Annotated in this window: 26 protein-coding genes; 2 read left to right on the top strand and 24 right to left on the bottom strand. The window is 59.6% G+C overall.

Going from position 1 to position 26805, the window contains the following annotated elements:
* Nucleotides 1–31: 31 nt before the first annotated feature.
* A complete protein-coding gene (locus tag AC0V6T_RS05975) occupies nucleotides 32–1318 on the top strand; it encodes a citrate synthase (protein WP_486125168.1) in 1287 nt (428 codons plus the stop codon).
* A gap of 63 nt (nucleotides 1319–1381) precedes the next feature.
* Here AC0V6T_RS05975 and AC0V6T_RS05970 read toward each other — a convergent pair whose 3' ends face one another.
* The 4 genes from AC0V6T_RS05970 to AC0V6T_RS05955 form a co-directional block, all read right to left on the bottom strand.
* The gene (locus tag AC0V6T_RS05970) at nucleotides 1382–2803 is read right to left on the bottom strand and encodes a sensor histidine kinase (protein WP_486125166.1); all 1422 of its coding nucleotides are present in this window, start codon (nucleotides 2801–2803) and stop codon (nucleotides 1382–1384) included.
* Nucleotides 2800–3723, bottom strand: coding sequence for a hypothetical protein (locus AC0V6T_RS05965; protein WP_486125164.1), 924 nt, complete (start codon nucleotides 3721–3723; stop codon nucleotides 2800–2802). The genes AC0V6T_RS05970 and AC0V6T_RS05965 overlap by 4 nt, the downstream gene beginning before the upstream one ends.
* A gap of 56 nt (nucleotides 3724–3779) precedes the next feature.
* Nucleotides 3780–4988 carry a hypothetical protein gene (locus tag AC0V6T_RS05960; RefSeq protein ID WP_486125162.1) on the bottom strand — a complete coding sequence of 403 codons (1209 nt, stop codon included), beginning with the start codon at nucleotides 4986–4988 and terminating at the stop codon, nucleotides 3780–3782.
* A gap of 122 nt (nucleotides 4989–5110) precedes the next feature.
* On the bottom strand, nucleotides 5111–5428 hold the full coding sequence (locus tag AC0V6T_RS05955) for a hypothetical protein (RefSeq protein WP_007164300.1): 318 nt from the start codon (nucleotides 5426–5428) through the stop codon (nucleotides 5111–5113).
* A 70-nt stretch (nucleotides 5429–5498) separates the two neighbouring features.
* Here AC0V6T_RS05955 and AC0V6T_RS05950 point away from each other — a divergent pair, with 70 nt between their 5' ends.
* Nucleotides 5499–8078, top strand: coding sequence for a coiled-coil domain-containing protein (locus AC0V6T_RS05950; protein ID WP_486125160.1), 2580 nt, complete (start codon nucleotides 5499–5501; stop codon nucleotides 8076–8078).
* A 6-nt stretch (nucleotides 8079–8084) separates the two neighbouring features.
* Here the strand turns inward: AC0V6T_RS05950 and AC0V6T_RS05945 are convergent, their stop codons facing one another.
* The 20 genes from AC0V6T_RS05945 to AC0V6T_RS05850 are packed head-to-tail and all read right to left on the bottom strand — an operon-like array spanning nucleotide 8085 to nucleotide 26752.
* On the bottom strand, nucleotides 8085–8375 hold the full coding sequence (locus AC0V6T_RS05945; protein WP_486125158.1) for a DUF1467 family protein: 291 nt from the start codon (nucleotides 8373–8375) through the stop codon (nucleotides 8085–8087).
* The gene (locus AC0V6T_RS05940) at nucleotides 8375–10042 is read right to left on the bottom strand and encodes a ribonuclease J (RefSeq protein ID WP_486125156.1); all 1668 of its coding nucleotides are present in this window, start codon (nucleotides 10040–10042) and stop codon (nucleotides 8375–8377) included. Before AC0V6T_RS05940 ends, AC0V6T_RS05945 begins: the two co-directional genes overlap by 1 nt.
* Nucleotides 10043–10071: 29 nt before the next feature.
* On the bottom strand, nucleotides 10072–10869 hold the full coding sequence (locus AC0V6T_RS05935; protein WP_486125154.1) for a type III pantothenate kinase: 798 nt from the start codon (nucleotides 10867–10869) through the stop codon (nucleotides 10072–10074).
* Between the two features lie 15 nt (nucleotides 10870–10884).
* Nucleotides 10885–11595, bottom strand: coding sequence for a biotin--[acetyl-CoA-carboxylase] ligase (locus AC0V6T_RS05930; RefSeq protein ID WP_486125152.1), 711 nt, complete (start codon nucleotides 11593–11595; stop codon nucleotides 10885–10887).
* Nucleotides 11596–11609: 14 nt separating this feature from the next.
* Complete coding sequence (nuoN, locus tag AC0V6T_RS05925) at nucleotides 11610–13088, bottom strand: NADH-quinone oxidoreductase subunit NuoN (RefSeq protein ID WP_486128513.1); 1479 nt, start codon at nucleotides 13086–13088, stop codon at nucleotides 11610–11612.
* A 2-nt stretch (nucleotides 13089–13090) separates the two neighbouring features.
* Nucleotides 13091–14632 carry an NADH-quinone oxidoreductase subunit M gene (locus AC0V6T_RS05920; RefSeq protein WP_486125150.1) on the bottom strand — a complete coding sequence of 514 codons (1542 nt, stop codon included), beginning with the start codon at nucleotides 14630–14632 and terminating at the stop codon, nucleotides 13091–13093.
* A gap of 15 nt (nucleotides 14633–14647) precedes the next feature.
* The gene (gene nuoL / locus AC0V6T_RS05915; protein ID WP_486125148.1) at nucleotides 14648–16657 is read right to left on the bottom strand and encodes an NADH-quinone oxidoreductase subunit L; all 2010 of its coding nucleotides are present in this window, start codon (nucleotides 16655–16657) and stop codon (nucleotides 14648–14650) included.
* A 6-nt stretch (nucleotides 16658–16663) separates the two neighbouring features.
* The gene (nuoK, locus tag AC0V6T_RS05910) at nucleotides 16664–16972 is read right to left on the bottom strand and encodes an NADH-quinone oxidoreductase subunit NuoK (RefSeq protein WP_007164309.1); all 309 of its coding nucleotides are present in this window, start codon (nucleotides 16970–16972) and stop codon (nucleotides 16664–16666) included.
* Nucleotides 16969–17592: an NADH-quinone oxidoreductase subunit J gene (locus AC0V6T_RS05905; RefSeq protein WP_007164310.1), complete on the bottom strand. Its 624-nt coding sequence runs from the start codon at nucleotides 17590–17592 to the stop codon at nucleotides 16969–16971. The genes nuoK and AC0V6T_RS05905 overlap by 4 nt, the downstream gene beginning before the upstream one ends.
* A 27-nt stretch (nucleotides 17593–17619) precedes the next feature.
* Entirely contained in the window at nucleotides 17620–18108 is a 489-nt protein-coding gene (nuoI, locus tag AC0V6T_RS05900; protein ID WP_007164311.1) for an NADH-quinone oxidoreductase subunit NuoI, read from the bottom strand.
* A complete protein-coding gene (gene nuoH / locus AC0V6T_RS05895) occupies nucleotides 18105–19247 on the bottom strand; it encodes an NADH-quinone oxidoreductase subunit NuoH (protein ID WP_486125144.1) in 1143 nt (380 codons plus the stop codon). The genes nuoI and nuoH overlap by 4 nt, the downstream gene beginning before the upstream one ends.
* Nucleotides 19244–21259, bottom strand: coding sequence for an NADH-quinone oxidoreductase subunit NuoG (nuoG, locus tag AC0V6T_RS05890; RefSeq protein ID WP_486125142.1), 2016 nt, complete (start codon nucleotides 21257–21259; stop codon nucleotides 19244–19246). Before nuoG ends, nuoH begins: the two co-directional genes overlap by 4 nt.
* Before the next feature lie 2 nt (nucleotides 21260–21261).
* Nucleotides 21262–22554, bottom strand: a complete 1293-nt coding sequence (gene nuoF, locus AC0V6T_RS05885; protein ID WP_486125140.1) for an NADH-quinone oxidoreductase subunit NuoF — start codon at nucleotides 22552–22554, stop codon at nucleotides 21262–21264.
* Nucleotides 22544–22729: a hypothetical protein gene (locus AC0V6T_RS05880; protein WP_486125138.1), complete on the bottom strand. Its 186-nt coding sequence runs from the start codon at nucleotides 22727–22729 to the stop codon at nucleotides 22544–22546. Before AC0V6T_RS05880 ends, nuoF begins: the two co-directional genes overlap by 11 nt.
* A complete protein-coding gene (gene nuoE, locus AC0V6T_RS05875; protein ID WP_111992616.1) occupies nucleotides 22729–23397 on the bottom strand; it encodes an NADH-quinone oxidoreductase subunit NuoE in 669 nt (222 codons plus the stop codon). The genes AC0V6T_RS05880 and nuoE overlap by 1 nt, the downstream gene beginning before the upstream one ends.
* A complete protein-coding gene (locus tag AC0V6T_RS05870; protein ID WP_007164318.1) occupies nucleotides 23397–24608 on the bottom strand; it encodes an NADH-quinone oxidoreductase subunit D in 1212 nt (403 codons plus the stop codon). The genes nuoE and AC0V6T_RS05870 overlap by 1 nt, the downstream gene beginning before the upstream one ends.
* Nucleotides 24605–25384, bottom strand: coding sequence for an NADH-quinone oxidoreductase subunit C (locus AC0V6T_RS05865; RefSeq protein WP_486125135.1), 780 nt, complete (start codon nucleotides 25382–25384; stop codon nucleotides 24605–24607). The genes AC0V6T_RS05870 and AC0V6T_RS05865 overlap by 4 nt, the downstream gene beginning before the upstream one ends.
* Nucleotides 25384–25791, bottom strand: coding sequence for a VOC family protein (locus AC0V6T_RS05860; protein ID WP_486125133.1), 408 nt, complete (start codon nucleotides 25789–25791; stop codon nucleotides 25384–25386). The genes AC0V6T_RS05865 and AC0V6T_RS05860 overlap by 1 nt, the downstream gene beginning before the upstream one ends.
* Nucleotides 25788–26381 carry a NuoB/complex I 20 kDa subunit family protein gene (locus tag AC0V6T_RS05855; protein WP_486125131.1) on the bottom strand — a complete coding sequence of 198 codons (594 nt, stop codon included), beginning with the start codon at nucleotides 26379–26381 and terminating at the stop codon, nucleotides 25788–25790. The genes AC0V6T_RS05860 and AC0V6T_RS05855 overlap by 4 nt, the downstream gene beginning before the upstream one ends.
* A complete protein-coding gene (locus tag AC0V6T_RS05850) occupies nucleotides 26378–26752 on the bottom strand; it encodes an NADH-quinone oxidoreductase subunit A (protein WP_007164322.1) in 375 nt (124 codons plus the stop codon). Before AC0V6T_RS05850 ends, AC0V6T_RS05855 begins: the two co-directional genes overlap by 4 nt.
* Nucleotides 26753–26805: the final 53 nt, after the last annotated feature.

Genomic DNA, 26805 nt, shown 5'->3' with positions numbered 1-26805 from the left:
CGCTGAATAGAAATACGGCAGGAGACTTAACTTGGCAGACAAGCAGGCGAAACTCGAACTAGGCGGGCAAACTTACGAGTTTCCCGTGCTCGAAGGCAGCACCGGCCCTGATGTGGTCGATATTCGGAAGCTGTATGGTTCAACCGGCGCCTTCACCTTTGACCCCGGCTACAAGTCGACTGCAAGCTGCGAAAGCGCGCTGACATATATCGACGGCCAGGAAGGTGTCCTTCTTCACCGCGGCTATCCGATCGGCCAACTGGCCGAGCATTCGAGTTTCATGGAAACCGCCTATCTGCTTCTTAATGGCGAACTGCCGAGCCAGCAGGAGTACGAGGACTTCAATTACACGATCACGCGGCACACCATGCTGCACGATCAGCTGAACACGTTCTACCAGGGCTTCCGCCGTGACGCGCACCCGATGGCAATCATGTGCGGCGTTGTTGGTGCTCTGTCGGCCTTCTATCACGACAGCACCGATATCTCGGACCCCGAGCACCGCAAGATCAGTTCGCACCGATTGATCGCGAAGATGCCGACCATCGCAGCGATGGCTTATAAATATTCGGTCGGGCAGCCCTTCATGCAGCCTAAAAACGACCTGAGCTACACGGGCAACTTTCTGCGTATGACCTTCGGCGTGCCTGCTGAAGAGTATGAGGTCATTCCCGCGGTCGAAAAGGCAATGGACCGGATCTTCATACTCCACGCTGACCACGAACAGAACGCATCGACCTCGACCGTTCGCCTCGCCGGCTCGTCGGGCGCGAACCCGTTCGCCTGTATCGCAGCTGGCATTGCCTGCCTGTGGGGTCCGGCTCACGGCGGCGCAAACGAAGCGGCCCTCAACATGCTGCGCGAGATTGGCACGCCTGACCGCATCCCGCACTATATCGAGCGCGCCAAAGACAAGAACGATCCGTTCCGCCTGATGGGCTTTGGTCACCGCGTCTACAAGAACTACGATCCGCGCGCGACTGTGATGCAGTCGACCGTGCGCGAAGTTTTCGATGCACTGAACGTCAAGGATCCGGTGTTCGAAACCGCCCTTCAGCTCGAAGAAATCGCTCTCAACGATCCGTATTTCAAGGAAAAGAAGCTGTTCCCGAACGTCGACTTCTATTCGGGTATCATTCTTTCGGCGATCGGTTTCCCGACCACGATGTTCACCGCTCTGTTTGCCCTTGCACGCACCGTTGGCTGGGTCGCGCAGTGGAATGAAATGATCTCCGATCCAGCACAGGTCATCGGACGTCCTCGCCAGCTTTACACCGGTCCGGTTGAGCGCGACTACGTGCCGCTGAGCGAACGCTGAGGCTCGCCCTAAAGAGCAACGCATTTGAAGAAAGGCCTGCCCCTCACCGGGCGGGCCTTTTTGCTAGGACTTGGAGGTATCGGCTGCAGCGAGCGTAAGCTTGAACTGCGCCCCAGCGCTCTCTTCGTCCTGGCTCGGTTGAACGACTTCGAGATCGCCTCCCATCGCCAGTGCCAGCTTGCGCGAGATGTAGAGGCCGAGACCCGAGCCTGTATCGTTGCCGCCGTCACTGTCGCGGCCAAGGCGCTCAAATTTGTCGAAGATCTTCTGAGCCTGCTCGGCATCCACGCCCGGCCCTTCATCGCGCACACTTGCGCTGACCAATCCCTCACCTGCTTTGTCTGCCGTCACGGTCACGGTGCTGCCCTCGGGCGAATAAGCAATCGCGTTTCCGATCAGGTTGATGAAGATTTGGAGGACGCGGCGAAATTCGCCCATCGCAATCACAGGCTCATCACCGCATTCGATCGCGAAATCGATCTTGCGATCACGGGCTCTGACCCCAAGTATTCCCGTCGCGCGCCTTGCGACGTCAGCGAGATCAACCCGCTCGCTTGCGGTAGAGAAGCCCGGAGCCTCGACCACTTCAAGGTCAGCAAGGTCATCGAGCATGCCCGACAAGTGCTGACCGGCAGCTGCGATATTGCCGGCATACTCGCTGTATTCGTCGCGCAAGGGCCCGGCGAGCCGTGTGCGGATGGTTTCGGCATTGGCGATGATGCGCGCGATCGGTTGGCGCAGAACCGGGGTGAGCGCGCTACCGATTATGCGGGAATGCGCGCCCTCGATCTCTGCTGGCTCAGTCCCTGCGCCATCAACACCCAGCGGTTCATTCGCGAGCAAGAGCAGCTCGAAACCGCGCGGCGCCGCTCTATTGGGACCCAAGGGTATTAGCCTCACACGCCAATTACGAGGCGAGCCGGGTATGCTGGCGCTCGCGCCGTCTAGTAGGCGCCAATGAAGGGGCTGCTGGTGCGAGATCCCTTGCAACTCGACATGATCGGACCACGCGCTGCCCGGAATTGCCTCGACAGCATCTTTGAAGCTGGTCGCATCACCAGCGCAGTCGGTGACGATTTGGACCTGTTGGCGAGCATCCAGACGGGCGCGGACCTCCGCCGTTGCGCGGTCGACTTCATCGATCCTCTGCGCATCGTCATGTGAGCTGGTTTCGCTCTGAACGGCCCGGTGCCAGTTCTCGACGATCACCTCGCATCCGCCGAGCTCATCATCGTCAATTGGCTGAATTCGAGCAAATCCGCTCACGATCTCTTCGCCATCAAATGCACTGAATTCCCTCGCGATGCGAAGGCCCATCCCCCGTGAGCGGCGCACGAGCGCCAACAGCTCAGGAATGGCTAGCGTTCCAGGTAGAGTGCCACCGCATGCCTCGTGCAGTTCTGCCAAGGGCTCATCGGCAGTCAGCAACCGGTCTTGAGCATCGGTCAAACCGCGGGCGGCCGTGATGGATTGTTGCCGGTTCACGCGAGCCCTCCGCGAGATGCCTTGAGCAACTCCTTGGCGACCTCAGGCGGCATTGACGTAATTCCGTCGGGCGGCGACTGGCTCTGATCGAGCAGGCCGAACTGCGTTTCGATCTCTTCTGCATCCAGTCCGGCGGCCCGGAGGCTGATGGTCAACCGCGCCGATTGGCGATCATGGCAGGCACAAATGGCATGGTCACGGCTTTGCATGGTAAGCGCCGCTAGCGAGCTTGCGAACAGAGCAAGCCCGGCGTGTTCAAGGTTCAGCCCCGCAATCGCCCCTCCACGCATGGTCGATGTCACCCTTGCCAGCAGGCCAAGCCGCGTTGCCGCCTCGTCATAGTTCGCTTTTAGCTGCGCCATTGCTCGATCAAGCTGTGCAGGTTCGCAATCCTGCGCGGCGTTGCAAAAGCGCTCGATCACAGCCGAGAACAACTCCGAGGGAAGCTCTCCGAGCGGCAATTCCATGCGTCTTTGACACAGGTTGAAGCGCGATTGAGCCGCCATCGCACTCATCGCGAGTTCGGCAGTATCGGGATGATTGGACGCAATCAGCTCCTGCATCAGCGGGCTGAGGACAGGATCGATCCCGAACCGGCTTTCCAACCGGTCCGCCAAGTGCCCCTCCATCGCGAGCGCATAGAGGTGGTCAATCAGGGCGCTATCATTCGAAAGTTCATCGACAATGCGGTCGATTTCCTCATCGCTCGCCGCGCTGGATGTGACAGATTCAAGCAACTGCCGCGCGATATCGCTTAGCATGCCGCGCAGCCTCGCGACTGCCGCGTCGCTGACAAGTGATCCGCCACCTGTGTCGAGCATGTGCGAAATGACCGGCGCAACCGAACGCAGCGCGCGATCTTCACGCTCCAGCTCATCCTTCAGGATGGCTTCCACAAAGGTGGTTTCAGTCCGGTCCATACCCATTTCGCCCATCCGGCACCCCATACAGCGCCTATGGTTAAGGCGGGGTTAGCTCAATATGCTCGCTCACGCAGCATCAATTGCACTGCGGCCGCGAGTGCAAAGATAGCAAGCGCTTCCGGCAACACTCCAAAACCCGCAGCGCCTGCGAAGATAGCCATATGCAATGCGCGGTCCCGCCAGATGGCTGTAACGAGCGGAGGTCTATTAGGCGCACGACCTTTCCCGACTATCTGCGACAAAACCAGTGCAAGAATAGTCAATGATATCAACGGTAAAGAGATGGAAGTTGAGGCGATCGTCAAGCCAAGGGCAGCAACGCACAGCAAGTCCGTGACAATCGATAGCCCACGTTCAAGCCGCGCACTCGCCCCGCGCGACCAAAGCGCAGAGCGCATGCGTGCCCAAGAACCGCTCAGCTGACCAACAAAGGCACCAATTGCGGCGACACCCAAGCCCCACGGTCCCAGACCAAGTCCCGCAAGCAGCGCGCCAATACCAAGCATCGCGATGGCGCCGACCGCGCTCATCTCTGCGCCTTTTTCAAGCCAGCGCGGTGCTGTTTCGCGAACAATCGCATCAGCGACGGCTTGGAATGGTGCGCTTGCTGGTGCCGCTGGCGCACTTGAGGTGATCAACGCACGCTCACGCTCTTCCAAAGCTGCCTGCGACGCCGCCAGCAGCCAGCGATCTTCCTCTAGACTGTCCGAGGAAACAGCAAGGCACTCCGTCCTTGCTTGCAGTGCAAGCCGCAACAGGAGAGAAGTTGCATCGCCGTCTTGTGGAAGATCGGCGAGCTCTTGGACCTTCCCGGCCCGCATGATCGCAAGACCAGCCCAGTGCCGATCCCGGTCGATCCTTTCAAAATCCTCCGGGAAAGCTTCGGCCAGTTCGTGGCCTGAGGCGATGGTCCAGATCCCCTTTTTCAGCTGGGCTTGATCGCTCATCAAGCCAAGAACAGCCCCGCGGTTCGGCACAAGCCCGTCGGCAATCAGCACCAGATCGTCATCAGCCCGCACGATGCCGGTCAGCTGGATGTTTCCCCGCACCACATGAAACTCATGGCCATCGCTCTCGACCCATTTTTGCTGGGCCAGCACCTCTTCGGAAGGGCTTTCGCACATGCATACGACACGTTCACAACCGAGCGCTTGAGCAAGCTCGATTTGCCACGCCAAGACGCTGCGCCCACCAAGCGTCAGCTCAGCCCGCAGATTGCCAGAAGATGTGCGTTTGATCGCGGCGACAAGAGCGGTGCGCAATTTGGGACTTTCCAGTAGAGAACGTCCGCGAGGCTAGGCGTAGCAATCGCCCCTCATCAACCGGCGAGCGCAGGCAAACCCCATCATTTTGCGGTGAGTGGCAGTGAAAACCGCCCGCGTCGTTACTGGAAGCCCACGCCCCGGCCATCGAAGCGGTCGAGAACCGTCTCGATCTGGCGAATGGCCGCAGGCTCACCGGGCGCAGACGACAGTGCATTTTCTGCAGCGAGCAGCAGTTCCTCGGCATGAAAACTGGCAGCGAGGCCCTTCAATCGCATCGCGGCTACATTCCAGTTGCCATCACAACGCGAACGTTTGAGCAGGTCGAGCTGCTTGGTGGCGCTTTCTACAAATGCCGAGCGCAATTCGCCGAGCAGTGCCGGATCGTCTCCGGCAGCTGCCGCTAATGTCGCGTCGAGTGCTCCGCTTTCATAGGCCATGACTGGGATGGATAAGCACTTGGAGTTAATGCGGGGTTTATCCCAGCCTAAGCTGTGGTATCTTCACGCAATGTCAGGCGGACACCATATCCGGGCCGTGGGCCCCAACGCCGCGCAAGATGCGCAATCCAAAACCGAATCGGGCGAAGCTACGCCTGACGAGATCGCTGCCAGCGATGGCGAGCTCGATCTTTCGGATTACACTGAGGAGTATGCCGACGAGGCTGCCTTTGAGGACGATGGTTACGTAACCGCGTCGCGTTTCGGTTGGGTCGCCCCTGCCCTCGCCTTCAGTGTCGTTGCCGTATGGACCGGTCTCTACGTTTGGGCGATGCAGGATCAGTTGCTGAACGCTGCGAGCGCACAGCCGGCGCAATGGACACGCTGGATCATCGACTGGTCAGTGCCGGTTCTTCTTGTTTGCGTTGTCTGGTTACTGACCATGCGGCACTCGCGTGCCGAAGCGAAGCGCTTTGCCGAAACCGCGGCGCTCCTTTCGCAGGAAAGCCGTGAGATTGAAGATCGACTGACCGTCGTGAACCGGGAACTCAGCCTTGCTCGCGAGTTTCTCGGTGCACAATCGCGCGAGCTTGAATCGCTCGGAAGGATCGCGAGTGAGAAGCTCTCGACCCACGCTGCCGAACTCCAGTCTCTAATCAAGACGAACGGCGCGCAGGTCGATGCGATCGGTAGCGCCAGCGAAACTGCGCTTGGCAACATGAACCGCCTTCGTGACGACCTGCCAGTGGTTGCCAACTCTGCGCGCGATGTGTCGAACCAGGTTGGCGCGGCCGGGCGCACGGCTCAGGAGCAGTTGGACAAGCTTATCACAGGGTTTGAACGCCTGAACCAGTTTGGCAAGGCGAGCGAGAACCAGGTTACCGCGCTCGATAACCGGGTTGGAGAGATACTCAGCAGCTTCGGGGCACAGATCGCCGCGGTCGAAGAAACGGTCGGCAAACGTCTCGAAGCGGTCAAGACCTTGGCGGCAGAATATCGGACCGAGGTTCAAGCCGCCGAAGAGCAAGCCATCGCTGCAATTGGTAAGCGGATCACCACCCTCGAAAGCGAAACGGAAGCGGTCTCGATTAAGCTCCGCGATGCAGAAACGGGTGCGCTCAACCAGTTGCTCGCCTCGAAAAAGCGCTTCGAAGAAGAGGTGGGCAAGACGGTCGAGTCGCTCGACCGCCTTGATGCCCACGCCTTGGCTGCATCGCAGAAACGGATTCACGAGCTCAATCAGGAAGCAATCCGCTTCGATGAACGCCTCGGCATTCGTGACCGCAAGTTCCTTGAGGAAATGACCCGCCGCCAAGAGGAGTTCGAGACCCGTGAAGCGCAGGCCAGCGAAGTTCTGGCGCAGCGCCTGGCCGATCTCGACGATGCTCTTGCGGAACGCCGCGTTGCACAGACGCAGGAAACCGAGAAGCTCGTTGCCCATTCGGCTGCCATTGGCGAGCAACTTGAAAAACTTTCGACACTCATCGGATCGATTGACCAGCAAGGCGAAACAACACGAACGAACCTCACCGCAGGACTCAGCGATCTCGACAAACAGCTGACCGACAAGCGCGCTGCGCTCAGTGAAACAGAGGCGCAGCTTGCTGAATTGACGGAATCAGGCATCAGGCTGCTCGAGATCATTCAATCTGGTGCCAAGCATAGCCGCGAAGAATTGCCTGAAGCGATAGAAACGGCGCTCGGATCTCTAGGGTCGGTCGAGGAGCGAGCGGACAAGCTTTCCAGCATCATGTTCAGCACTCGCGAGAATGCCGAAGGCTTGGCCGAATACCTGATCACCACGCAGGGAAAGATCAGCGATACGGAAAGCCAGGTTGCAGACCTTCAAGCCAAGCTCACCGAACAATCCGAAGAAGCGCTTGCGCGTTTGCAGGGCCTTCGTGGCGGCTTTACCCGCCTGAGCCTTGAAAGCAGCGAGTTCGCCGAAGGGACGCAGGATACGCTTCGGCTCGCGCTCAACACGCTTGAGAGCGCCACGAAGTCCGCATTCGCTGCGCTCGAGGACGGGGCACGCGAGAAGGTCGGGACGCTGGCGCAGACTATATCGAAAGAGGCAGCTCAGGAGATTGAGCGCGCTCTACGCAATGACACCGCAGAAACCGTCGGGAAGCTTGAACAGGCGGCAAGCCATGCCGCTGGCGTAGGCCGTGAAGCCACCGCACAGCTGCGCGATCAACTCGCCAAGGTGAACGAGTTGACCGTCAACCTGGAGCAGCGCGTCTCGCGGGCGCGCGAATTGGCCGAAGAGCAAGTCGGGAACGACTTCGCGCGGCGCATGGCTTTGATCACAGACAGTCTCAACTCGAATGCCATCGATATCGCTTCGTCACTGTCGAGCGAAGTCACCGACACCCAGTGGGATGCATATCTTAAGGGTGACCGCGGTATCTTCACACGGCGAGCGGTTCGCCTTGTGAACAGCGGAGAGGCCAAGGAAATCGCTGAACTGTATCAGCGAGACGATGCGTTCAAGGCCAATGTCAGTCGTTACATCCACGATTTCGAAGCGATGCTGCGCTCGATGTTGTCCACACGCGATGGCAACGCACTGGGCGTCACGATCCTGGGATCGGACATGGGCAAGCTCTATGTCGTCCTTGCTCAGGCAATCGAGCGTTTCCGCCAATAGGTACGCCTAGTCGCGCGGTCCGATCTGGGCCGGTGGTTCAGGAAATATGTCGAGATCTTCGGCAGACAGCCAGCCATACTCAAAATTGAGCACGAACAGTGTGGTCAACACGCTCGCGATGATCGTGGCCTTGATCACCAGCGGTCCCGGCCTGAAGTTGGTCGGAGCGCTTTCAGCCTGTCCGGGCACCTTCTCGATGCCTTCCTCATCCGCCGTACGCACGCCGAATGGGAGGAGCATGAAAGCGCTCATCACCCAGAACAGGAAGTAGATCGCAAGGATCGAGGTCAACTGCATCAATTCGCCTCCGGCGCGCCGAGACCTGGCATGATCACGCGAACCTGCGGGTTCTTGCCAGACCATCGACGGGCTGCGCGCCGTGCAGCAAGACGAGCCGCTTCGTGAACTGCGGCAGGGTCGTTGGCGTCGCGGCCTTTGAGCTTCCCGATTGCCTTGAGGATATCTTCCTGCGTCTCCTTGATAAACTCAGGCAGGTCCTCGTCGAGAGGCAGACCGATTGGTTCGACCACCGGCACCTGTCCGCGAGCGAGTACCACAACCACCAGCCCTTCAAAGGATAAGCGGCGTCGCGTGGTGACTGCCTCTCCGTCGGCGGGCGCAATGATATCTCCGTCAAGCACAAGGCGTCCACTGAGCACTTCAGCAATCTTTCCCGGCTGGCCCGGAGCAAGACGAACCACATCGCCATTCTTCTGGACGACGCCTGCGGGGATGCCGCAAGCTTTTCCAAGACGAGCTTGTTCAGCCATGTGGCGAATTTCACCGTGCACCGGTACCAAGACTTCTGGCTTGAGCCAGTCATAAAGCGCCTCAAGCTCAGGGCGTCCCGGATGGCCAGAGACATGAATGAGGCTCTGCCGATCAGTGATCATCGTGATCCCTTTGGCAGCCAACTGGTTCTGCATCTTGCCGATGGCGATTTCATTGCCGGGGATCTGGCGAGATGAGAAAAGCACCACGTCGCCAGGCACCAGTTCTAGCGGGTGGTTGTCATCCGCAATCCGGGCCAAGGCGGCACGCGGTTCTCCCTGTCCCCCGGTTGCGAGGATCAGGACCTCGCCCCGCGGCAGGCTCATGGCGGTGTCGAAGTCGACGGTTTCCGGAAAGTCCTGAAGATAGCCGTTGTCTTGAGCGACCTCGATAATGCGATCGAGCGAGCGGCCAGCAACGCACACTTGTCGGCCCGTCTCGCGCGCCACTTCGCCAAGCGTCTGCAACCGCGCGACATTGCTTGCAAAGGTCGTGACGAGCACGCGCTTGCCTTTGTGAACCGCGATTTCCTCCATGAGCCCCTTGTGCACGGCGCCTTCGGAACCTGACGGCTTGGGATTGAACACATTGGTGGAATCGCAGACCAATGCGAGCACGCCCTCTTCACCGATCGCACGCAATTCTGCTTCGGTGGTCGGTTCTCCGATGATTGGGTCCTCGTCGAGCTTCCAGTCGCCAGTGTGAAACACGCGGCCATACGGCGTGTCGATCAGCAGCGCGTTGCCTTCCGCGATTGAATGGGCAAGCGGGAGGTAAGTGACAGAGAAAGGTCCGATGTCGAACTGACCGTGGTCTTCCTCGATGATGTTGAGTTCGACCTTGCCGAGCAAGCCTGCTTCTTCAAGCTTTCGCGCAACCAGATCAGCCGTGAACGGCGTCGCATAGAGCGGCACACCCAACTCGCCAGCAAAGTATGGAACAGCGCCAATGTGATCCTCATGCGCGTGCGTAAGGACGATCCCAAGCAAGTCCTTGGTGCGCTCTTCAATGAATTCCAGATCAGCAAAAACAAGGTCGACGCCCGGATACTCGCCGCCTGAAAAGGTCATCCCCAGATCAACCATCAGCCACTTGCCGTCGCAGCCATAAAGGTTGACGTTCATCCCAATCTCACCGGACCCACCAAGGGCCAGGAAAAGCAGTTCCTTTTCAGGAGTGTAGTTCTTTTTCACGAATTCTCTTTGTTATCTGGAAAGGGAGCTTATTCGCTCGCCTGCTGGGCGAGGATGGCGAGCCCTTCGATTGTGAGATCAGCGTCAACGATATCGAAGATGTCGGTCGCTTCGTCGAACAAGATAGCGAGCCCGCCGGTCGCTACAACCTTGGTCGGGCGGCCAATCTCTTTCTTCATACGCGCGACAATCCCCTCCATCATCGCAACATAGCCCCAGAAAACGCCGATCAGCATCTGGTCTTCGGTGTTGCGGCCGATGACGCTGGTGCTTTCGGGCGAGCGGATGGCGATACGGGGAAGCTTTGCGGTCTTCCCGACGAGCGCATCCAGCGAGAGATTGATGCCGGGCGCGATCGAACCGCCCTTGTAAGTGCCGTTGAAATCAATCGCTTCGAATTTGGTCGCGGTGCCGAAGTCGATTGCAATGATATCACCGCCATATTTCTGGTGCGCAGCAAGGATGTTGAGCGCCCGGTCCGCACCCAGCGAACTGGGCTGATCGACGTCTATCTCAAACTTCCAGGCAGCATCGCCCTCGCCTGCCTTGAGCGGGGTTATGCCAAAGTACTTCTGCGACAGCACGCTGAGATTATGGTCGGCGCGCGGTACGACCGATGCGTAAACGATCTGAGTGATGTTATCGCGGCTCACGCCCTCGATGGTGAGCAATTGCAGCAACCAGACAGCATATTCATCGCCGGTGCGCCGCGGATCGGTCGCAATCCTCCATCGAGCGCGCGGCGGGCAGACGTAACCACCCTCCCCGTCCGTCTCAAAAAGGGCGAAAACAACATTGGTGTTTCCGACATCGGCCGCCAACAGCATGGGCCCTGCTCTCCTCTAGGTAATGTCGCCCGCCCGAATGACACGTTCGGAGCCATCCGCCAAGTTCAGCTTGAGCGCGCCGTCCGATGGGTCAAGCCCGGCGAAGGCGCCTTCGATCCGTGAACCATCGGCATCATGCACTCGGACATGATCGCCGCTTTGGTGGATCGAGGCATCAGTGAATGCGCGCAGGACTGCTCCAAGGCCGGTGGCGCGCCAGATTGTAACATAGAGAGCGAAACGACTAGCGAGCTCGGCGGCAAAGGCTTCGACGGTTGGTGCTCGCCCAAAATCTGCAAGAGCCGCAGTCTCACGGTCCGGCAGGCTAGGAGCTCTTGCAAGGTTGACCCCGATGCCGACGACAACGCTCCGTTCGACCATTTCAAGCAAGATGCCAGACGCCTTCGCGCGGTTCACCAACACGTCATTGGGCCACTTGAGCTCGGCGCGGACTGTGCCCTCAACACTTTCATGGATGGCATCAGCCACGGCGAGCGCCGCAACAAAGCTGAGCGAGGCCGGTGGAGGATCGCCATCGCGAATGGGGACAACGGTCGAGCCCATGAAATTGCCCGCTCCATCGAACCACTCACGTCCCTGGCGCCCCTTGCCCGCCGTCTGTCGACGCGCGACCAACCAATGCCCCTCTGCGGGTGTAGACGCAGAACGCAAGGAGGCTGCGAGATCGGCGTTTGTAGAGCCGGTTTCCTCGATGAATCGGATCAAACCAGCCTGTCCGATCAGACCGCCATGAAGAGCGCGCGCGCAGCCTTGTCCGCAAGATCGGTCAGCGACGGCGTCAGCAGATAGCCGAGCGGCGAGATAATCAAAGCGGTGATGGCTAGCAGGACCCAGTGCGCGTTTCCGCTTTTCCCGGTGACGACGCCGGCAGGCTCATCAAAGAACATCACCTTGACGAACTTGATGTAGTAGAACGCCCCGATCACGCTTGCTGCGATAGCGATGGCTGCGAAGACCACCAGACCGGCCTCCACAGTCGCCTGAAAGACCACGAACTTGCTGTAGAAGCCAAGCAGCGGCGGAATGCCGGCAAGGCTGAACATCAGTAGCAAGAGGCACCACGCAATCGCAGGACGCGTGACGGCGAGGCCTGCAATGTCTCCAAATGTCTCGAACAGGGTCCCGTCTTCGCTACGCAGCATGAGCAGAGCAACGAAGCTGCCAAGGCTCATCGCGACATAGATGAAAAGATAGATCAGCATCGCGCTAGCCCCCGCTGGCGATGCCACGGCAAGGCCAAGCAGGATGAAGCCGACATTGTTGATCGAAGAATAGGCGAGCAGGCGCTTCAAGTTTTCCTGACCGATGGCGCCGAGCGCGCCGAACACGATCGAGGCCAGCGCTGCAAACATCACGATCTGCTGCCACGCGAGCACCTGGCCGCCGAACACTTCGAACACCACGCGAGCCGTCAGGGCTAATGCGGCGACCTTAGGAGCGGTGGCAAAGAACGCCGTAACGGGAGTCGGTGCGCCCTCGTAAACGTCAGGCGTCCACATATGGAAAGGCACAGCAGCGATCTTGAAAGCGAGGCCTGCCATCACGAAGATCAGGCCGAACAGCTGCCCGGTTGAAAGCTCACCTTCGAGGCCAGCACGAACGCTTGCGAAGTCGGTGCCGCCGGTGAAGCCGTAGAGAAGGCTCATTCCATAAAGCAGGATGCCCGAGGCAAGCGCGCCGAGAACGAAGTATTTGAGGCCCGCTTCGGCCGAACGCTGGTCCGCGCGAAGGATCGACGCCAGCACATAAGCTGCGAGCGAATTGAGCTCGAGCCCAAGATACAGCGTCATGAAATCGCTGGCAGACACCATGATGCTCATGCCGAGCGTCGCGAACAGGACCAGCACCGGATACTCGGCGCGAAGACCGCGCTCCGCCCCAGCTGCGGCTGAATTGAAGAATGCAGGAGCGACAATCAGACAGCCGATGGCCGCCAGATAGATCAGCGCCTTCGAGAACAGCGCGAAACTGTCGACCTTCATCAGCGTGCCGAAGGCGTATGAGTCCGCCCCGTCGACGCCGAAGTGAAGGCCGGGAACCGTCATAACTCCAGCACCGAACAGCGCGGAGACAGCAAGGATCGTGACCGGGCGAGCAAGCTTGTCCCCGCCCCAAGCCGCAACCAGCAAGAGGATGAGCCCTGCTGCCGTCAGCAGCAGTTCGGGCATGACCAGCGCGAAAGAGGATGCAAAGTCGATCATCAGTGACCCTCCCCTTCGCCGTGATCGTACTCGATGGCGTTGGCTGCCTCCGCACGCGGATCGCCAGCGGCTAGGTCAGCATCACTCGCCGGTGCCGCCACAGCAATCTGCGCATCGAGCGCGGCAATGTCGGCGCGCATCGGTGCAAGGAAGCTCTCAGGGTAGACGCCCATCCACAGAACCACGGCGGCAATCGGTGCCATCATGGCCCACTCGCGCACGGTAATGTCGGACATGGCAGCCGCATCGGGGTTCTTCTGCCCCCCGAAAGCGACGCGGCGATAAAGGTAAAGCATGTAGGCAGCGCCAAGGATGATGCCGGTGGTGCAGATCAGCGCCACAAGGCTGGAAGTCTGATAGATGCCCGCAAGCGAGAGGAACTCGCCGACAAAGCCGCTCGTGCCCGGCAGGCCGATCGAGGCCATGGTGAACAGCAGGAAGAAGATCGCGTAATACGGCATGTTGATCGACAGGCCGCCGTAACGCTCGATCTCGCGGGTGTGCAGACGGTCGTAGATCACGCCTACGCACAGGAACAGCGCGCCCGACACTAGGCCATGCGAAAGCATGACGATCATCGCGCCCTCAAGCCCCTGAACATTGAATGCGAACAGGCCGACGGTCACGATCGCCATGTGAGCGACCGAGGAATAGGCGATAAGCTTCTTCATGTCCGCCTGAACCAGCGCGACGAGCGAGGTGTAGACCACTGCGATCATCGACAAGATGAAGACGAACCATGCGAAATCAGCGCTGGCTTCCGGGAACATCGGGAGGCTGAAACGGATGAAACCGTACCCGCCAAGCTTCAAAAGCACGCCGGCAAGGATCACCGACCCCGCGGTCGGCGCCTGAACGTGAGCATCGGGAAGCCAGGTGTGGAACGGCCACATCGGCACTTTCACCGCAAAGCTCGCGAAGAATGCTAGCCATAGCCAAGTCTGCGCTCCGCCCGGGAACGGATACTCCATGAGTGCCGGAATGTAGGACGTGCCCGCTTCGGCAACCATCCAAAACATCGCGACCAGCATCAGCACAGAGCCAAGCAGCGTGTAGAGGAAGAACTTATACGACGCGTAGATCCGGTTATCGCCGCCCCAGACACCGATGATCAGGTACATCGGGATCAGGCCCGCCTCGAACATGATGTAGAACAGGAAGATATCCTGCGCAGCGAATGTCCCGATCATGAGGACTTCCATGAACAGGAAGGCGGCCATGTATTCGCCAACGCGCTTCGTGATGCCTTCCCAGCTTGCAAGGATGCAGATCGGCATCAGGAAGACGCTGAGCATGATGAGCATCAAGGCGATGCCGTCGATCCCGAGCGCGTAGGAGAAGCCGGCGACAAGCTCGTAGCTTTCCTGAAACTGCCACTGAGCGCCGCCGATCTCGTAGTTGGCCCACAGCATCACGCCCAGACCAAAGGTCACGAGCGTTGCGCCGAGCGCGATCACGCGGGAAGCATTTCCTGCAAACAAGCAGGCAATCGCTCCAGCGAGCGGCACCAGCATCATGGTGGTGAGGATGGGAAAATCCATTGCTCTCAATGACCCCTAGAGCAGCACGTAAGTGACAGCGGCGATCAGGCCGAGAAGCATGATCAGCGCGTAAGTGTAGAGATAGCCCGACTGGATCGACTTGGCGGCGACAGAGCCGCGCTGGACGACGGCGGCAATGCCGTTGGGCCCGAAACGATCAATCGTGCCGACATCGCCGAGTTTCCAGAACTGGCGTCCGAACCAGAAGGAAGGCTTGACGAAGATCGCGTGGTAGAGCTCGTCGAAGTACCACTTGCGGAACACGAAGTTGTGCAGCGCACCGAACGTGCCGACAAATTTCGCGGGAATGTCGGGCTTTGCGATGTAAGCGACATAGGCGCCGATGAAGCCGACAATCATCACGACCGTCGCGGTCAGCTTGACCCACAGCGGTACGGCATGAAGCGCGTGGACGAGGTTTTCGTTGAAGTAGATCGATCCACCCCAGAACGCGCCGTTCACAGCGTCTGATGCTCCGTCGATGAACGGATACTTGAAAACATAGCCAGCAAACACTGCACCTACAGTCAGCAGACCGAGCGGAACGAGCATGGTGATCGGGCTTTCATGAGGATGATAGCCACCGGTGGTGTCTTCGCCAGCTTCCTCAGGCGTCTTGTGTACCGAGTGCTGAATATGCTCGCTCTCGATCCAGCGCGGCTTGCCCCAGAAGGTGAGGAACATGAGACGCCAGCTGTAGAAGCTTGTCAGCAGAGCTGCGATCGCGCCTGCCCAGAATGCGAACTGTGCAACGCCAGTACCGCGCGCCCAGGCCGCCTCAAGGATGGCGTCCTTCGAATAGAAACCTGCGAAACCGAAAACGCCGAGCACACCGACACCGGTAATCGCGAGAGTGCCCGCCATCATCGCCCAAAAAGTGACCGGGATCTCTTTCCGCAGGTTGCCGTAATAGCGCATGTCCTGCTCATGATGCATCGCGTGGATGACCGAGCCTGCACCAAGGAACAGTAGCGCTTTGAAGAAGGCGTGCGTGAACAGGTGGAACATGGCGACGCCATATGCGCCGACGCCCGCTGCAAAGAACATGTATCCCAGCTGCGAACAGGTCGAATAAGCGATGACCCGCTTGATGTCCCACTGCGTCGTGCCGATCGTGGCTGCGAAGAAGCAGGTGGCGGCACCGATCACGGTAACGATCATTAGAGCGGTCGGCGCGGTTTCAAACATCGGCGAAAGGCGGCAGACCATGAACACGCCCGCGGTGACCATGGTAGCTGCGTGGATCAGCGCCGACACCGGGGTCGGACCTTCCATCGCATCAGGCAACCAGGTGTGCAGGCCAAGCTGTGCTGACTTGCCCATCGCACCGATGAACAGCAGGATACACAGGATATCCATCGTATAGAGGCGCATGCCAAGGAAGGTGATGGTCGTCCCGCTCATCGCGGGCGCTGCATCGAGAATCTCAGGGATCGAAGTGGTGTTGAATACCAGGAAGGTCCCGAAGATGCCGAGCATGAAGCCAAGGTCGCCCACACGGTTGACCACAAAAGCCTTGATCGCAGCGGCGTTGGCGGACGGCTTCTTGAACCAGAAACCGATCAGTAGGTAACTCGCAAGGCCAACCCCTTCCCATCCGAAGAACATCTGGACAAGGTTGTCGGCAGTCACGAGCATCAGCATCGCGAAGGTGAAGAGCGACAGATATGCGAAGAACCGCGGCTGATCCGGCTCTTCCTCCATGTAGCCCCAGGAATAAAGGTGCACGAGGGCGGAGACGCTGTTGATGACCACGAGCATGACGGTGGTCAGCGCATCGACGCGCAGCGCCCAGTCGAAGCTCATGTCGCCCGACTGCACCCATTGTAGGACGGGTACGACTTCGGCTGTCTGCGTGCCGGTCAGAAAACCGATGAAGATCGGCCAGCTCAGGATCGCGGAAAGGAACAGCGCACCGGTCGTGATCGACTTGGTTACGGTGTTGCCCAGCGCGCGGTTGCCCAGCCCTGTGATAATCGACGCCAGCAACGGCGCGAAAACGATGATGAGGATTTGCGTTGCCACCGGTGCTTATCCCTTCATCCGGTTCACGTCGTCGACCGCGATGGTGCCGCGTCCGCGATAGTAGATGACAAGGATTGCGAGCCCGATCGCCGCTTCTGCCGCAGCGACTGTCAGAACCATCATTGCGAAGACCTGACCCACGAGATCGCCCATGAACGCGCTGAACGCGACAAGGTTGATGTTGACGCTTAGAAGGATCAGTTCGACCGCCATCAGGATGACGATCACGTTTTTGCGGTTGAGAAAAATACCCAGCACGCCGAGCACGAACAGGATCGCGCCTACGACTAGGTAATGTTCGATGCCGATGCTCACAGCTCGACCCCCTTCCCGTATTCGGGATTTTTCATGACGGTTGCCTCTTCGGGGCGGCGGCGGATCTGCTTGCCGATGTCCTGACGACCGCGCGCACCCGGCTTGGCTTCGCGGTGGGTGAGGACGATCGCGCCGATCATCGCAACCAGCAGGATGATCCCCGCGATTTCGAACAGCACGATGTAGCGCCCGTAAAGCAGAGCACCGATAGCCTGAATGTTGCTGACATCGCCGCGCTCCGCTGCGGTTCCGTCAGGCGTGCCAAGCTCGATACCGCCTGCGCCATAAGCGCCAAGGCCAAGGAAAAGCTCAGCCAGCAGGATCAGCGCAACCGCAATTCCCAAAGGGAAATTCTTGATGAAACCAGCGCGCATTGCAGCAAAGTCGATGTCGAGCATCATCACCACGAACAGGAACAAAACCGCGACCGCGCCGACGTAAACGATCACCAGCAGCATCGCGATAAACTCGGCACCGACGAGCACCATGAGGCCTGCCGCGTTGAAGAACGAGAGGATGAGCCACAGGACGCTGTGCACCGGGTTACGGGCCATGATGACCATGACCGCACTCGCGATGACGAGCCCTGCGAACAGGTAGAAGGCAAGAACTTGAATCATGATCCCCGTTTTCCGCTGAGCGCGCCCTTAACGATAGGGTGCGTCGGCTTCAAGATTGGCCGCGATGGCCCGTTCCCATTTGTCACCATTCGCGAGCAGCTTCGCCTTGTCGTAAAGCAGCTCTTCGCGAGTTTCGGTGGCATATTCGAAATTCGGACCCTCGACGATGGCATCGACCGGGCAGGCTTCCTGGCAAAAGCCGCAATAGATGCATTTCGTCATGTCGATGTCGTAGCGCGTGGTGCGGCGGCTGCCGTCTTCGCGCGGCTCTGCTTCAATCGTGATTGCCTGCGCGGGGCACACCGCTTCGCACAGCTTACAAGCGATGCAACGCTCTTCGCCGTTAGGGTAACGACGCAGCGCGTGCTCACCGCGAAAACGCGGGCTGAGCGGCGACTTCTCGAAAGGATAATTGATCGTCACCTTGGGCTTGAAGAAGTACTTCAAGGTCAAGCTGTGAGCCTTGAGGAACTCCCACAGGGTGAACGATTTGAGGAGCTGTGTTGCGGTACTCATGATGCTTCACTCGCAGCAATTGGTTGTGCTGCCGGTTGGGTTTCGACGAAATCAGCAGGTGCAACGCTGGCCGGGTCGACAAGCGGTGCCGGACCGGTGAAGTGGCCGGTCGCCATCAGGTATCCGCTGATCGCCGCCACGAAGAGCAGGCTCATCGGCAGGAACACTTTCCAGCCAAGCCGCATCAGCTGGTCATAGCGGTAACGCGGCACGGTCGCCCAGATCCAGCTGAACAGCAGGAAGAAGAAGAAGGTCTTGAGCAAGAACCACACGATGCCCGGCACGTAATAGAGCGGTGCCCACTCAATCGGGGGCAGCCATCCGCCCATGAAGAGCAGCGTGCACAGCGAGCACATCAGCAGGATGTTCGCATATTCGCCCAGCCAGAACAGGGCGAAGGCCATGCTCGAATACTCGGTCTGGTAGCCGGCAACGAGCTCGGATTCCGCCTCGGTCAGGTCGAAGGGTGCGCGTGCTGTTTCGGCCAGTGCCGAGATGAAGAACACAACGAACATCGGGAACAACAGCAGGTTGAAGAAGAACCCGTTGACGATCCCGAAGCCGTGCCCACGCTGCGCCTCGACAATGCCGGTCATGTTGAACGTTCCCGCCCACAGCACGACGCATACGAGGATAAAACCGATGGAGACCTCGTAAGAGATCATCTGCGCAGCTGCGCGCATCGCGGAGAAGAACGGATACTTTGAGTTGGAAGCCCATCCGCTCATCACCACGCCGTAAACGCCAAGCGACGAGATCGCGAGGATGTATAGAAGGCCGACATTGATATCCGCCAGCACCACGCCCGCATCGAACGGGATCACCGCCCATGCGGCGAGCGCAACGGTAAACGTGATGATCGGCGCAAGCAGGAAGATGCCCTTGTTCGCGGCGCTCGGGATGATGGTTTCCTGCAGGAACACCTTGAGCCCGTCGGCAAACGACTGCAGCAACCCGAACGGACCGACCACGTTGGGCCCGCGGCGCAGCATGATCGCGCCGAGCACCTTGCGGTCGACATAGATCACCATCGCGACCGAGAACATCACGATCAGCGAAATCGCGAGGATGCCGACGAGCGTGGCGACGGTCCATGCCCACTCATAGGACATGCCAAAGCTTTGGAAGAATTCGGTCATTCCGCAGCCTCCTTGATCTCATCGGCGTGGAGCAGTTCAGCCGAGCATTGCTGCATGACCGCGCTCGCACGGGCGATGGGGTTGGTGAGGTAGAAATCCTTGATCGGATAGGCGCTGATCGTGCCTTCCGCCTTGGCGCTGCTGTCAGCCTTGGGAAGCGCGCCGTAATCAGCGAGGCTTTCCTCGCCGAACTCAGGCACTTCGGCGATCATAGCGCCCTGAAGTTCGGTGAAGCTGTCGAAGCCGACGCTTACGCCCAGCGCATCGGCGAGCGCACGAAGGATCGTCCAATCTTCGCGGGCATCGCCCGGCGCGAAGACGGCTTTTTCTGCATACTGCACGCGGCCCTCGGTGTTGACGTAGGTTCCGTCCTTCTCGGCATAGCTTGCCGCCGGAAGGATAATGTCCGCCGCATGCGCGCCTTTGTCGCCGTGATGGCCGATATAGACCTTGAGGCTGTCGGCGAACGGTTCGTGATCCATCTCGTCCGCACCGAGGCTCAAGACGACCTTGGGCCTGGCTGCGGCGATGTCTGCCATCCCGCCCTCGACCGTAAAGTCGAGCATCAGCGAACCCATGCGAGCCGCACTCATGTGCAACACGTTGAACCCGTTCCAACCGTCTTTCACGAGCCCGAACTTATCGACGAGCTTGAGCGCAGGTGCGAGCGCCCCTGCCGCCAATGCCGCGCCGCCGAGGATCACAGCCGGGCGTTCCGCAGTCTTCATCGCATCGCCAAGAGCCTTGGGTACGCGATTGAGAACCTTCAGATCTTCGCCAAGGAATTCTGCAGGATAAGTGGTTTCCCATTCAGGACCGACCACGAACACTTTCCCGCCATGCTTCACCGCCTTGCGGATCCGCGCGTTGACCAGCGCCGCTTCCCAGCGAATGTGCGAGCCGACGATCAGGATCGCATCGGCGGTCTCGATCCCGGCGAGCGTCGAATTGAAGTTGACCGCCGCAATGTTCGACACATCGTAGGTCATGCCGGTCTGACGTGCTTCGACGAGGTCCGAGCCACAAGCCTTCAAAAGCGACTTGGCTGCGAACATCGTCTCGCAATCGACCATGTCACCAGCGACCGCCGCAATTGAGCTCTTGTCGCTGCCGAGGTGGCTTGCGATCGTCTCGAAAGCCTCGCTCCAGCCTGAGGCCTGAAGTTTGCCGCCCTTGCGGATAAAGACCTTGTCGAGGCGGCGCTTCATCAGGCCATCAACCTGATAGCGGCCCTTGTCCGACAGCCACTCTTCGTTGACGCCATCATTGATGCGCGGAAGTGCGCGCATGACTTCGCGGCCCTTCGAGTGCAGCGAGATATTCGCGCCCACAGCATCCGACACGTCGATCGAAAGCGTGCGCTTCAACTCCCATGGACGCGCCTCGAAGGCGTAGGGACGCGAAGTCAGAGCACCAACCGGGCACAGATCGATCACGTTGGCAGAAAGCTCATGCTTTGCAGCCTGCTCCAGATAGGTCGTGATCTGCATGTCCTCGCCGCGATAAAGTGCGCCGATTTCGTCGACGCCAGCGATCTCTTCCGAGAAGCGAACGCAGCGGGTGCAATGGATGCAGCGGGTCATGATCGTCTTGATCAGCGGGCCCATGTATTTTTCGGTGACCGCGCGCTTGTTTTCCTTGGTGCGCGATCCGCCGCGGCCATAGGCGACAGCCTGATCCTGCAAGTCGCACTCACCACCCTGGTCGCAGATCGGACAGTCGAGCGGATGGTTGATGAGCAGGAACTCCATCACCCCTTCGCGGGCCTTTTTGACCATCGGCGTATCGGTGCGGATTTCTTGGCCGTCGGCAGCCGGAAGTGCGCAGGACGCCTGCGGCTTGGGCGGTCCAGGCTTAACCTCGACCAGACACATGCGGCAATTGCCCGCAATCGAAAGGCGTTCGTGATAGCAGAAGCGCGGGATTTCCTTACCCGCAATCTCGCATGCCTGCAGGACGGTAGCGCCTGCCGGGACTTCGAGTTCTTCGCCGTCTACGGTGACTTTAGGCATGGTTACTCCGCTGCCTCAGCAAATTTGTCGTTGTGTTCTTCGATCCGGCGCTCAAGTTCCGGGCGGAAGTGACGGATCAGGCCCTGGATGGGCCACGCTGCTGCGTCACCCAGAGCGCAGATGGTGTGGCCTTCGACCTGCTTGGTCACTTCGTGCAGCATGTCGATTTCCTCGATTGCCGCATCGCCGGTGCGAAGACGCTCCATCACGCGCCACATCCAGCCCGTTCCTTCGCGGCACGGCGTGCACTGGCCGCAACTTTCGTGCTTGTAGAAGTAGGACAGGCGACTGATCGCGCGCACGATGTCGGTGGACTTATCCATCACGATGACAGCTGCCGTGCCGAGCCCCGAGCCAAGATCCTTGAGCCCGTCAAAATCCATCGGCGCGTTACGGATCTGCTCTGCCGGAACCAGCGGAACCGAGGAACCCCCGGGAATAACCGCCAGCAGGTTGTCCCACCCGCCGCGAATACCGCCGCAATGCTTTTCGATCAGTTCCTCGAAAGGAATGCTCATCGCTTCTTCGACAACGCAGGGCTTTTCGACATGGCCGCTGATCTGGAAGAGCTTGGTGCCCTTGTTATTCTCACGCCCAAAGCTTGAGAACCAATTGGCGCTGCGACGCAGAATCGTGGGCACGACGGCGATAGATTCCACGTTATTCACCGTGGTCGGGCAGCCATAAAGGCCAGCGCCTGCCGGGAAAGGCGGCTTGAGACGTGGCTGGCCCTTCTTGCCCTCAAGGCTCTCGATCATCGCGGTCTCTTCGCCGCAGATATAGGCGCCCGCACCGCGGTGCATGAAAACGTCGAAATCGAAGCCTGAACCGCTGGCATTCTTTCCGATCAGGCCTGCGTCATAAGCTTCGTCGATGGCAGCCTGCAGCACCTGCGCTTCGCGAATGTATTCGCCGCGAATGTAGATATAGGCGGCACGCGCGCGCATCGCGAAACCGGCGACGAGTGCGCCTTCGACCAGCTTGTGCGGATCGTGACGGATGATCTCGCGATCCTTGCACGAACCGGGCTCGGATTCGTCGGCGTTGATGACGAGGAAGCTCGGACGACCGTCCTTCGATTCCTTTGGCATGAACGACCATTTGAGGCCGGTAGGGAAGCCTGCACCGCCCCGCCCGCGAAGGCCAGATGCCTTGATCTCTTCGATGATCGCGTCCTGGCCCCGCTCGATCAGGGCCTTGGTATTGTCCCAATCGCCGCGCGCCTGCGCAGCCTTGAGCCCGGCATCCTGGAAGCCGTAAACGTTGGTGAAGATGCGGTCCTTGTCAGCCAGCATCGCCTTGATCCTTCACTTTAGAAATTCTCAGCTGGCGCAGCGTCAGCGCCTGAAACAGAAGGCCCATACCCATCAGTGCGATACCAACGGAACGCTCACCAGTGGCGGCGAGATACGCGCCGGCACCAAAGCCCACGAGGCCTGCAATCATCAGTGCGAGCGTGCCGCCGGTCATTACCAGTCACCCCGGTAATCATGGTTGGCGTCGACCATTTCCTTAAGCGTGGTCGGGCCACCGCTCGGTTCAGAGGTGTGACGGCCTGGCTCCTGCGTACCCGTCTTGGGCTGCTCGCCAGCAGCGAGCGCATCGAGCACGGCGTCGAGACGTTCAACGGTCAGGTCTTCGTAATTGTCGTCGTTGATCTGGACCATCGGTGCGGTCGCGCAATTGCCCATGCATTCAACTTCGGTGAGGGTCCAAAGGCCATCTTCTGACACCTTGCCGAACGCCATGCCGCGCTTCTTGCACGCGCTGATAATGTCGTCCGATCCGCGAAGCATGCACGGCGTCGTCCCGCAAACCTGCACGTGGTACTTACCCACCGGCTTCATGTTGTACATGAAATAGAACGTCGCGACTTCGAGCACGCGGATCACCGGCATGTCGAGATAGTCGGCGATGTATTCGATCACCGGAAGCGGCAGCCAGCCCTGCGTGTCGGTCTCTTCGCCGACCTGACGCTGGCCGAGATCGAGCAGCGCCATGACGGCCGATTTCTGGCGGCCTTCGGGATACTTGGCGATCTCGCGATCGGCCTTCTTCTTGTTCTCTTTCGACCACTCGAAAGAGCCCCAACGCGCGCGCAGCTCGGGCGTATCGGGTGCAGGTGTACGGTCAGCCATTAGCGATCACACTCCCCAAACACGACATCAATCGCGCCGAGAATGGCGGTGGCGTCTGCCAGCATGTGTCCCTTGCTCATCATATCCATGGCTTGAAGGTGGCTGAAGGCGGTTGGGCGGATCTTGCAGCGGTACGGCTTGTTAGTGCCGTCGCTGACGAGATAGACGCCGAACTCGCCTTTGGGGCTTTCGGTCGCGACGTAAACTTCGCCTGCGGGGACGTGGAAGCCCTCGGTGTAGAGCTTGAAGTGGTGGATCAGGCTTTCCATCGACTGCTTCATCTCGCCGCGCTTGGGAGGCGAAACCTTGCCGTCGGTGCTCGCGATCGGGCCTTCAGGCATATCGCGCAGGCACTGCTTGATTATCTTGGCGCTCTCGCGAACTTCCTGCACGCGGACCATGAAGCGGTCATAGCAATCGGAGTTAGTGCCGACGGGAATGTCGAATTCCATGCGGTCATAGACGTCGTAAGGCTGCGACTTGCGAAGGTCCCATGGGATGCCCGCAGCACGGATCATCGGGCCGGAGAAGCCCCACGCGACCGCGTCATCACGGCTTACGACGGCGATATCGACGTTGCGCTGCTTGAAGATGCGGTTGTCCATGACGAGGCTCATCGCGTCGTCGAACAGCTGGAAGAAACGATTGTCGAGCCAGTCGCCGATATCAACGAGCAGCTTTTCCGGAACATCCTGATGCACACCGCCGGGGCGGAACCATGCAGAGTGCATGCGTGCGCCCGATGCGCGTTCGAAGAAGTTGAGGCAGTCCTCGCGCAGCTCGAAGACCCACAGGTTCGGCGTCATCGCGCCAACGTCCATGACGTGCGCGCCGATGTTGAGCATGTGGTTACAGATGCGGGTAAGCTCGGCGAACAGCACGCGCAGGTACTGCGCGCGCTCTGGCACTTCGATGTTCAGCAGCTTCTCGATCGCGAGCACGTAGGAGTGCTCCTGACAAAGCGGCGAGCAGTAATCGAGGCGGTCGAAATACGGCAGAGCCTGAAGATAGGTCTTCTGCTCGATCAGCTTCTCGGTGCCGCGGTGGAGCAGGCCGACATGCGGATCGACACGCTCGATCACTTCGCCGTCAAGCTCCATCACCATGCGAAGAACGCCGTGCGCCGCGGGGTGCTGCGGGCCGAAGTTCAACGTGTAGTTGGTGATGACTTCGCCGTCGGTGGTCGGCGATTCTTCGATCTGGACGCTCATTCGTCGCCCTCCTTCACTTCGTCGTCATCGCCGATCTCGACCTCGATCATGTCGGGCGGAACGGCGTCAGTGCCTTCAGCGGCAGCTTCCGTGGCTTTGGGGCCAGCGCCGGTGTCGGCAGGTTTTTCGGTAACCTTGGGCTTGTCGACTTGCGGCGGACCATCGGCTTTTTCATCGCCAGGAAGCACGTAATCCGAGCCCTCCCAAGGCGATAGGAAGTCGAAGGTGCGCATGTCCTGCGGGAGTTCGACAGGCTCGTAAACGACTCGCTTTTCGTCTTCCGAATAGCGCAACTCGGTGTAGCCGGTCATCGGGAAGTCCTTGCGGAAAGGATGTCCTTCGAAACCGTAGTCGGTGAGGATGCGGCGCAGGTCCGAATTGCCCTCGAACACGACACCGTAAAGGTCGAACACCTCACGCTCGAGCCAGCCCGCATTAGGCCACAGCGAAGTCACGCTGGGGACCGGCGTCGTCTCGTCGGTCGAGCATTTCACCATGATCCGGTGGTTCTTGGTGAGGCTCAGAAGCATGTAGACGACTTCGAAACGCTCATCGCGGTCGGGATAATCGGCCCCGGCGATTTCCATCATCTGCTGATAGGCGTGATCGTCGCGAAGGATGCGCAGCACCTCGGCAATGCTTTCGCGCTTGGCGGTCAGAATGATCTCGCCGTGCTGTTCCTCGGCACGGTCAAGCCACACGCTGACGCTTTCGCTCAGAGCATCGAGAACGCCTTCGTTCGAGGCGAATTTGGGGGCGGAATGGAGAACGGCCATCAGTGTACAGCCTCGTCAATATCGCTGCCGAAGCAGATCAGGTGCCCATCGAGATCGCGGACATAGATCTCGCGGATGCCATAGGCACGGTCGGTCGGCTTTTCGGTGATGTCCGCGCCGTTCGCGCTGAACTCTTCGTAAAGAGCATCGACGCCGCGGACCCAGAAGTAGGCGCTGAACATGCCGAAATCGGTCGAATTGGCATGAAGCGGTTTGCCGTCATTGGCGCGCGCCAGCATGATCGATACGTCGTCGCGCTGCGGAATGGCGAAGGTCGGCTCATCATCACCCCACAGCTGCGGAGCGACGAAGCCGAGCTTGTCCGCATAGTACTGTGCCGAGGCGCGAACATCGCGCACCAGCAGGCAGGCAGCCGTCGAACCGATCTGGCGAGGAGCGTTGGTCACCGTTCGATCGTCCCCGAACGGCGGATCTTCCGCTGCAACTGCATCACGCCGTAAAGAAGCGCTTCGGCAGTCGGAGGGCAGCCAGGCACATAGATGTCTACCGGTACGATCCGGTCGCAGCCGCGCACGACGCTGTAGGAATAGTGGTAATAGCCACCGCCATTGGCGCACGAACCCATGCTGATCACGTATTTGGGATCGGACATCTGGTCGTAGACCTTGCGCAGCGCCGGAGCCATCTTGTTGCAGAGCGTTCCTGCGACGATCATCACGTCCGACTGACGCGGCGAGGCGCGCGGGGCGATGCCGAAACGCTCCATGTCATAGCGCGGCATATTGACGTGGATCATCTCGACCGCGCAGCACGCAAGGCCAAAGGTCATCCACCACAGCGAACCGGTACGCGCCCACTGAAACAGGTCTTCGGTCGAAGTGACGACGAAACCCTTGTCATTCACCTCTGTCTGAAGCGAGCGGAAGTAATCTTCGTCAGGCTGGCGCACCTCGCCCGCTTTCGCGGTTTCGAGTGCGCTCACATCCGGCAAATTGTTCGGAGGGGTGATCCCTACTGTTTGTTCGGGCGTGCTCATTCCCAGTCCAGAGCTCCCTTCTTCCATTCATAAGCAAGGCCGATCGCGAGTATGCCCAGAAAGGTCATCATGCCGATCCAGCCTACCCAGCCCGTTTCGCCAAGGCTCACCGCCCACGGAAACAGGAATGCGGCTTCGAGGTCGAAGATGATGAAGCTGATCGCGACCAGGTAGAACCGGACATCGAACTGGCTGCGCGCGTCTTCGAATGCGGGGAAGCCGCACTCATACTCCGACAGTTTTTCCGCGTCAGGATTGTGCGCACCGGTCAGGCGCGAAACGCCCATCGGCAAAAACACGAAAAGCACGGAAAGCCCGAAGGCGATGAAGATGAAGAGCAGTATCGGAAGATACTGAGCGAGATCTATCACAGCGATGTCCAGACGTTATTTATCCCAGTGGGCTGCCTCTAGGCGCGTCGTCA

The sequence above is a fragment of the Erythrobacter sp. S158 genome, from assembly GCF_057364915.1.
The sequence above is the reverse complement of the archived record's forward strand: the minus strand, read 5'-3'. Positions and strand labels throughout refer to the sequence as shown.

Bases quoted from the DNA above. Each gene is read 5' to 3' on its own strand.
- AC0V6T_RS05870 (WP_007164318.1), bottom strand. From the start codon at position 24,608: ATGAGCGTCCAGATCGAAGAATCGCCGACCACCGACGGCGAAGTCATC.
- AC0V6T_RS05905 (WP_007164310.1), bottom strand. From the start codon at position 17,592: ATGATTCAAGTTCTTGCCTTCTACCTGTTCGCAGGGCTCGTCATCGCG.
- nuoG (WP_486125142.1), bottom strand. From the start codon at position 21,259: ATGCCTAAAGTCACCGTAGACGGCGAAGAACTCGAAGTCCCGGCAGGC.
- AC0V6T_RS05955 (WP_007164300.1), bottom strand. From the start codon at position 5,428: ATGGCCTATGAAAGCGGAGCACTCGACGCGACATTAGCGGCAGCTGCC.
- AC0V6T_RS05920 (WP_486125150.1), bottom strand. From the start codon at position 14,632: ATGGATTTTCCCATCCTCACCACCATGATGCTGGTGCCGCTCGCTGGA.
- nuoH (WP_486125144.1), bottom strand. From the start codon at position 19,247: ATGACCGAATTCTTCCAAAGCTTTGGCATGTCCTATGAGTGGGCATGG.
- AC0V6T_RS05880 (WP_486125138.1), bottom strand. From the start codon at position 22,729: ATGACCGGCGGCACGCTCGCACTGATGATTGCAGGCCTCGTGGGCTTT.
- AC0V6T_RS05855 (WP_486125131.1), bottom strand. From the start codon at position 26,381: ATGAGCACGCCCGAACAAACAGTAGGGATCACCCCTCCGAACAATTTG.
- AC0V6T_RS05945 (WP_486125158.1), bottom strand. From the start codon at position 8,375: ATGCAGTTGACCTCGATCCTTGCGATCTACTTCCTGTTCTGGGTGATG.
- nuoF (WP_486125140.1), bottom strand. From the start codon at position 22,554: ATGCTGGCTGACAAGGACCGCATCTTCACCAACGTTTACGGCTTCCAG.
- AC0V6T_RS05935 (WP_486125154.1), bottom strand. From the start codon at position 10,869: ATGCTGTTGGCGGCCGATGTCGGAAACACCAATGTTGTTTTCGCCCTT.
- AC0V6T_RS05950 (WP_486125160.1), top strand. From the start codon at position 5,499: ATGTCAGGCGGACACCATATCCGGGCCGTGGGCCCCAACGCCGCGCAA.
- AC0V6T_RS05965 (WP_486125164.1), bottom strand. From the start codon at position 3,723: ATGGACCGGACTGAAACCACCTTTGTGGAAGCCATCCTGAAGGATGAG.
- AC0V6T_RS05865 (WP_486125135.1), bottom strand. From the start codon at position 25,384: ATGGCCGTTCTCCATTCCGCCCCCAAATTCGCCTCGAACGAAGGCGTT.
- nuoE (WP_111992616.1), bottom strand. From the start codon at position 23,397: ATGGCTGACCGTACACCTGCACCCGATACGCCCGAGCTGCGCGCGCGT.
- nuoI (WP_007164311.1), bottom strand. From the start codon at position 18,108: ATGAGTACCGCAACACAGCTCCTCAAATCGTTCACCCTGTGGGAGTTC.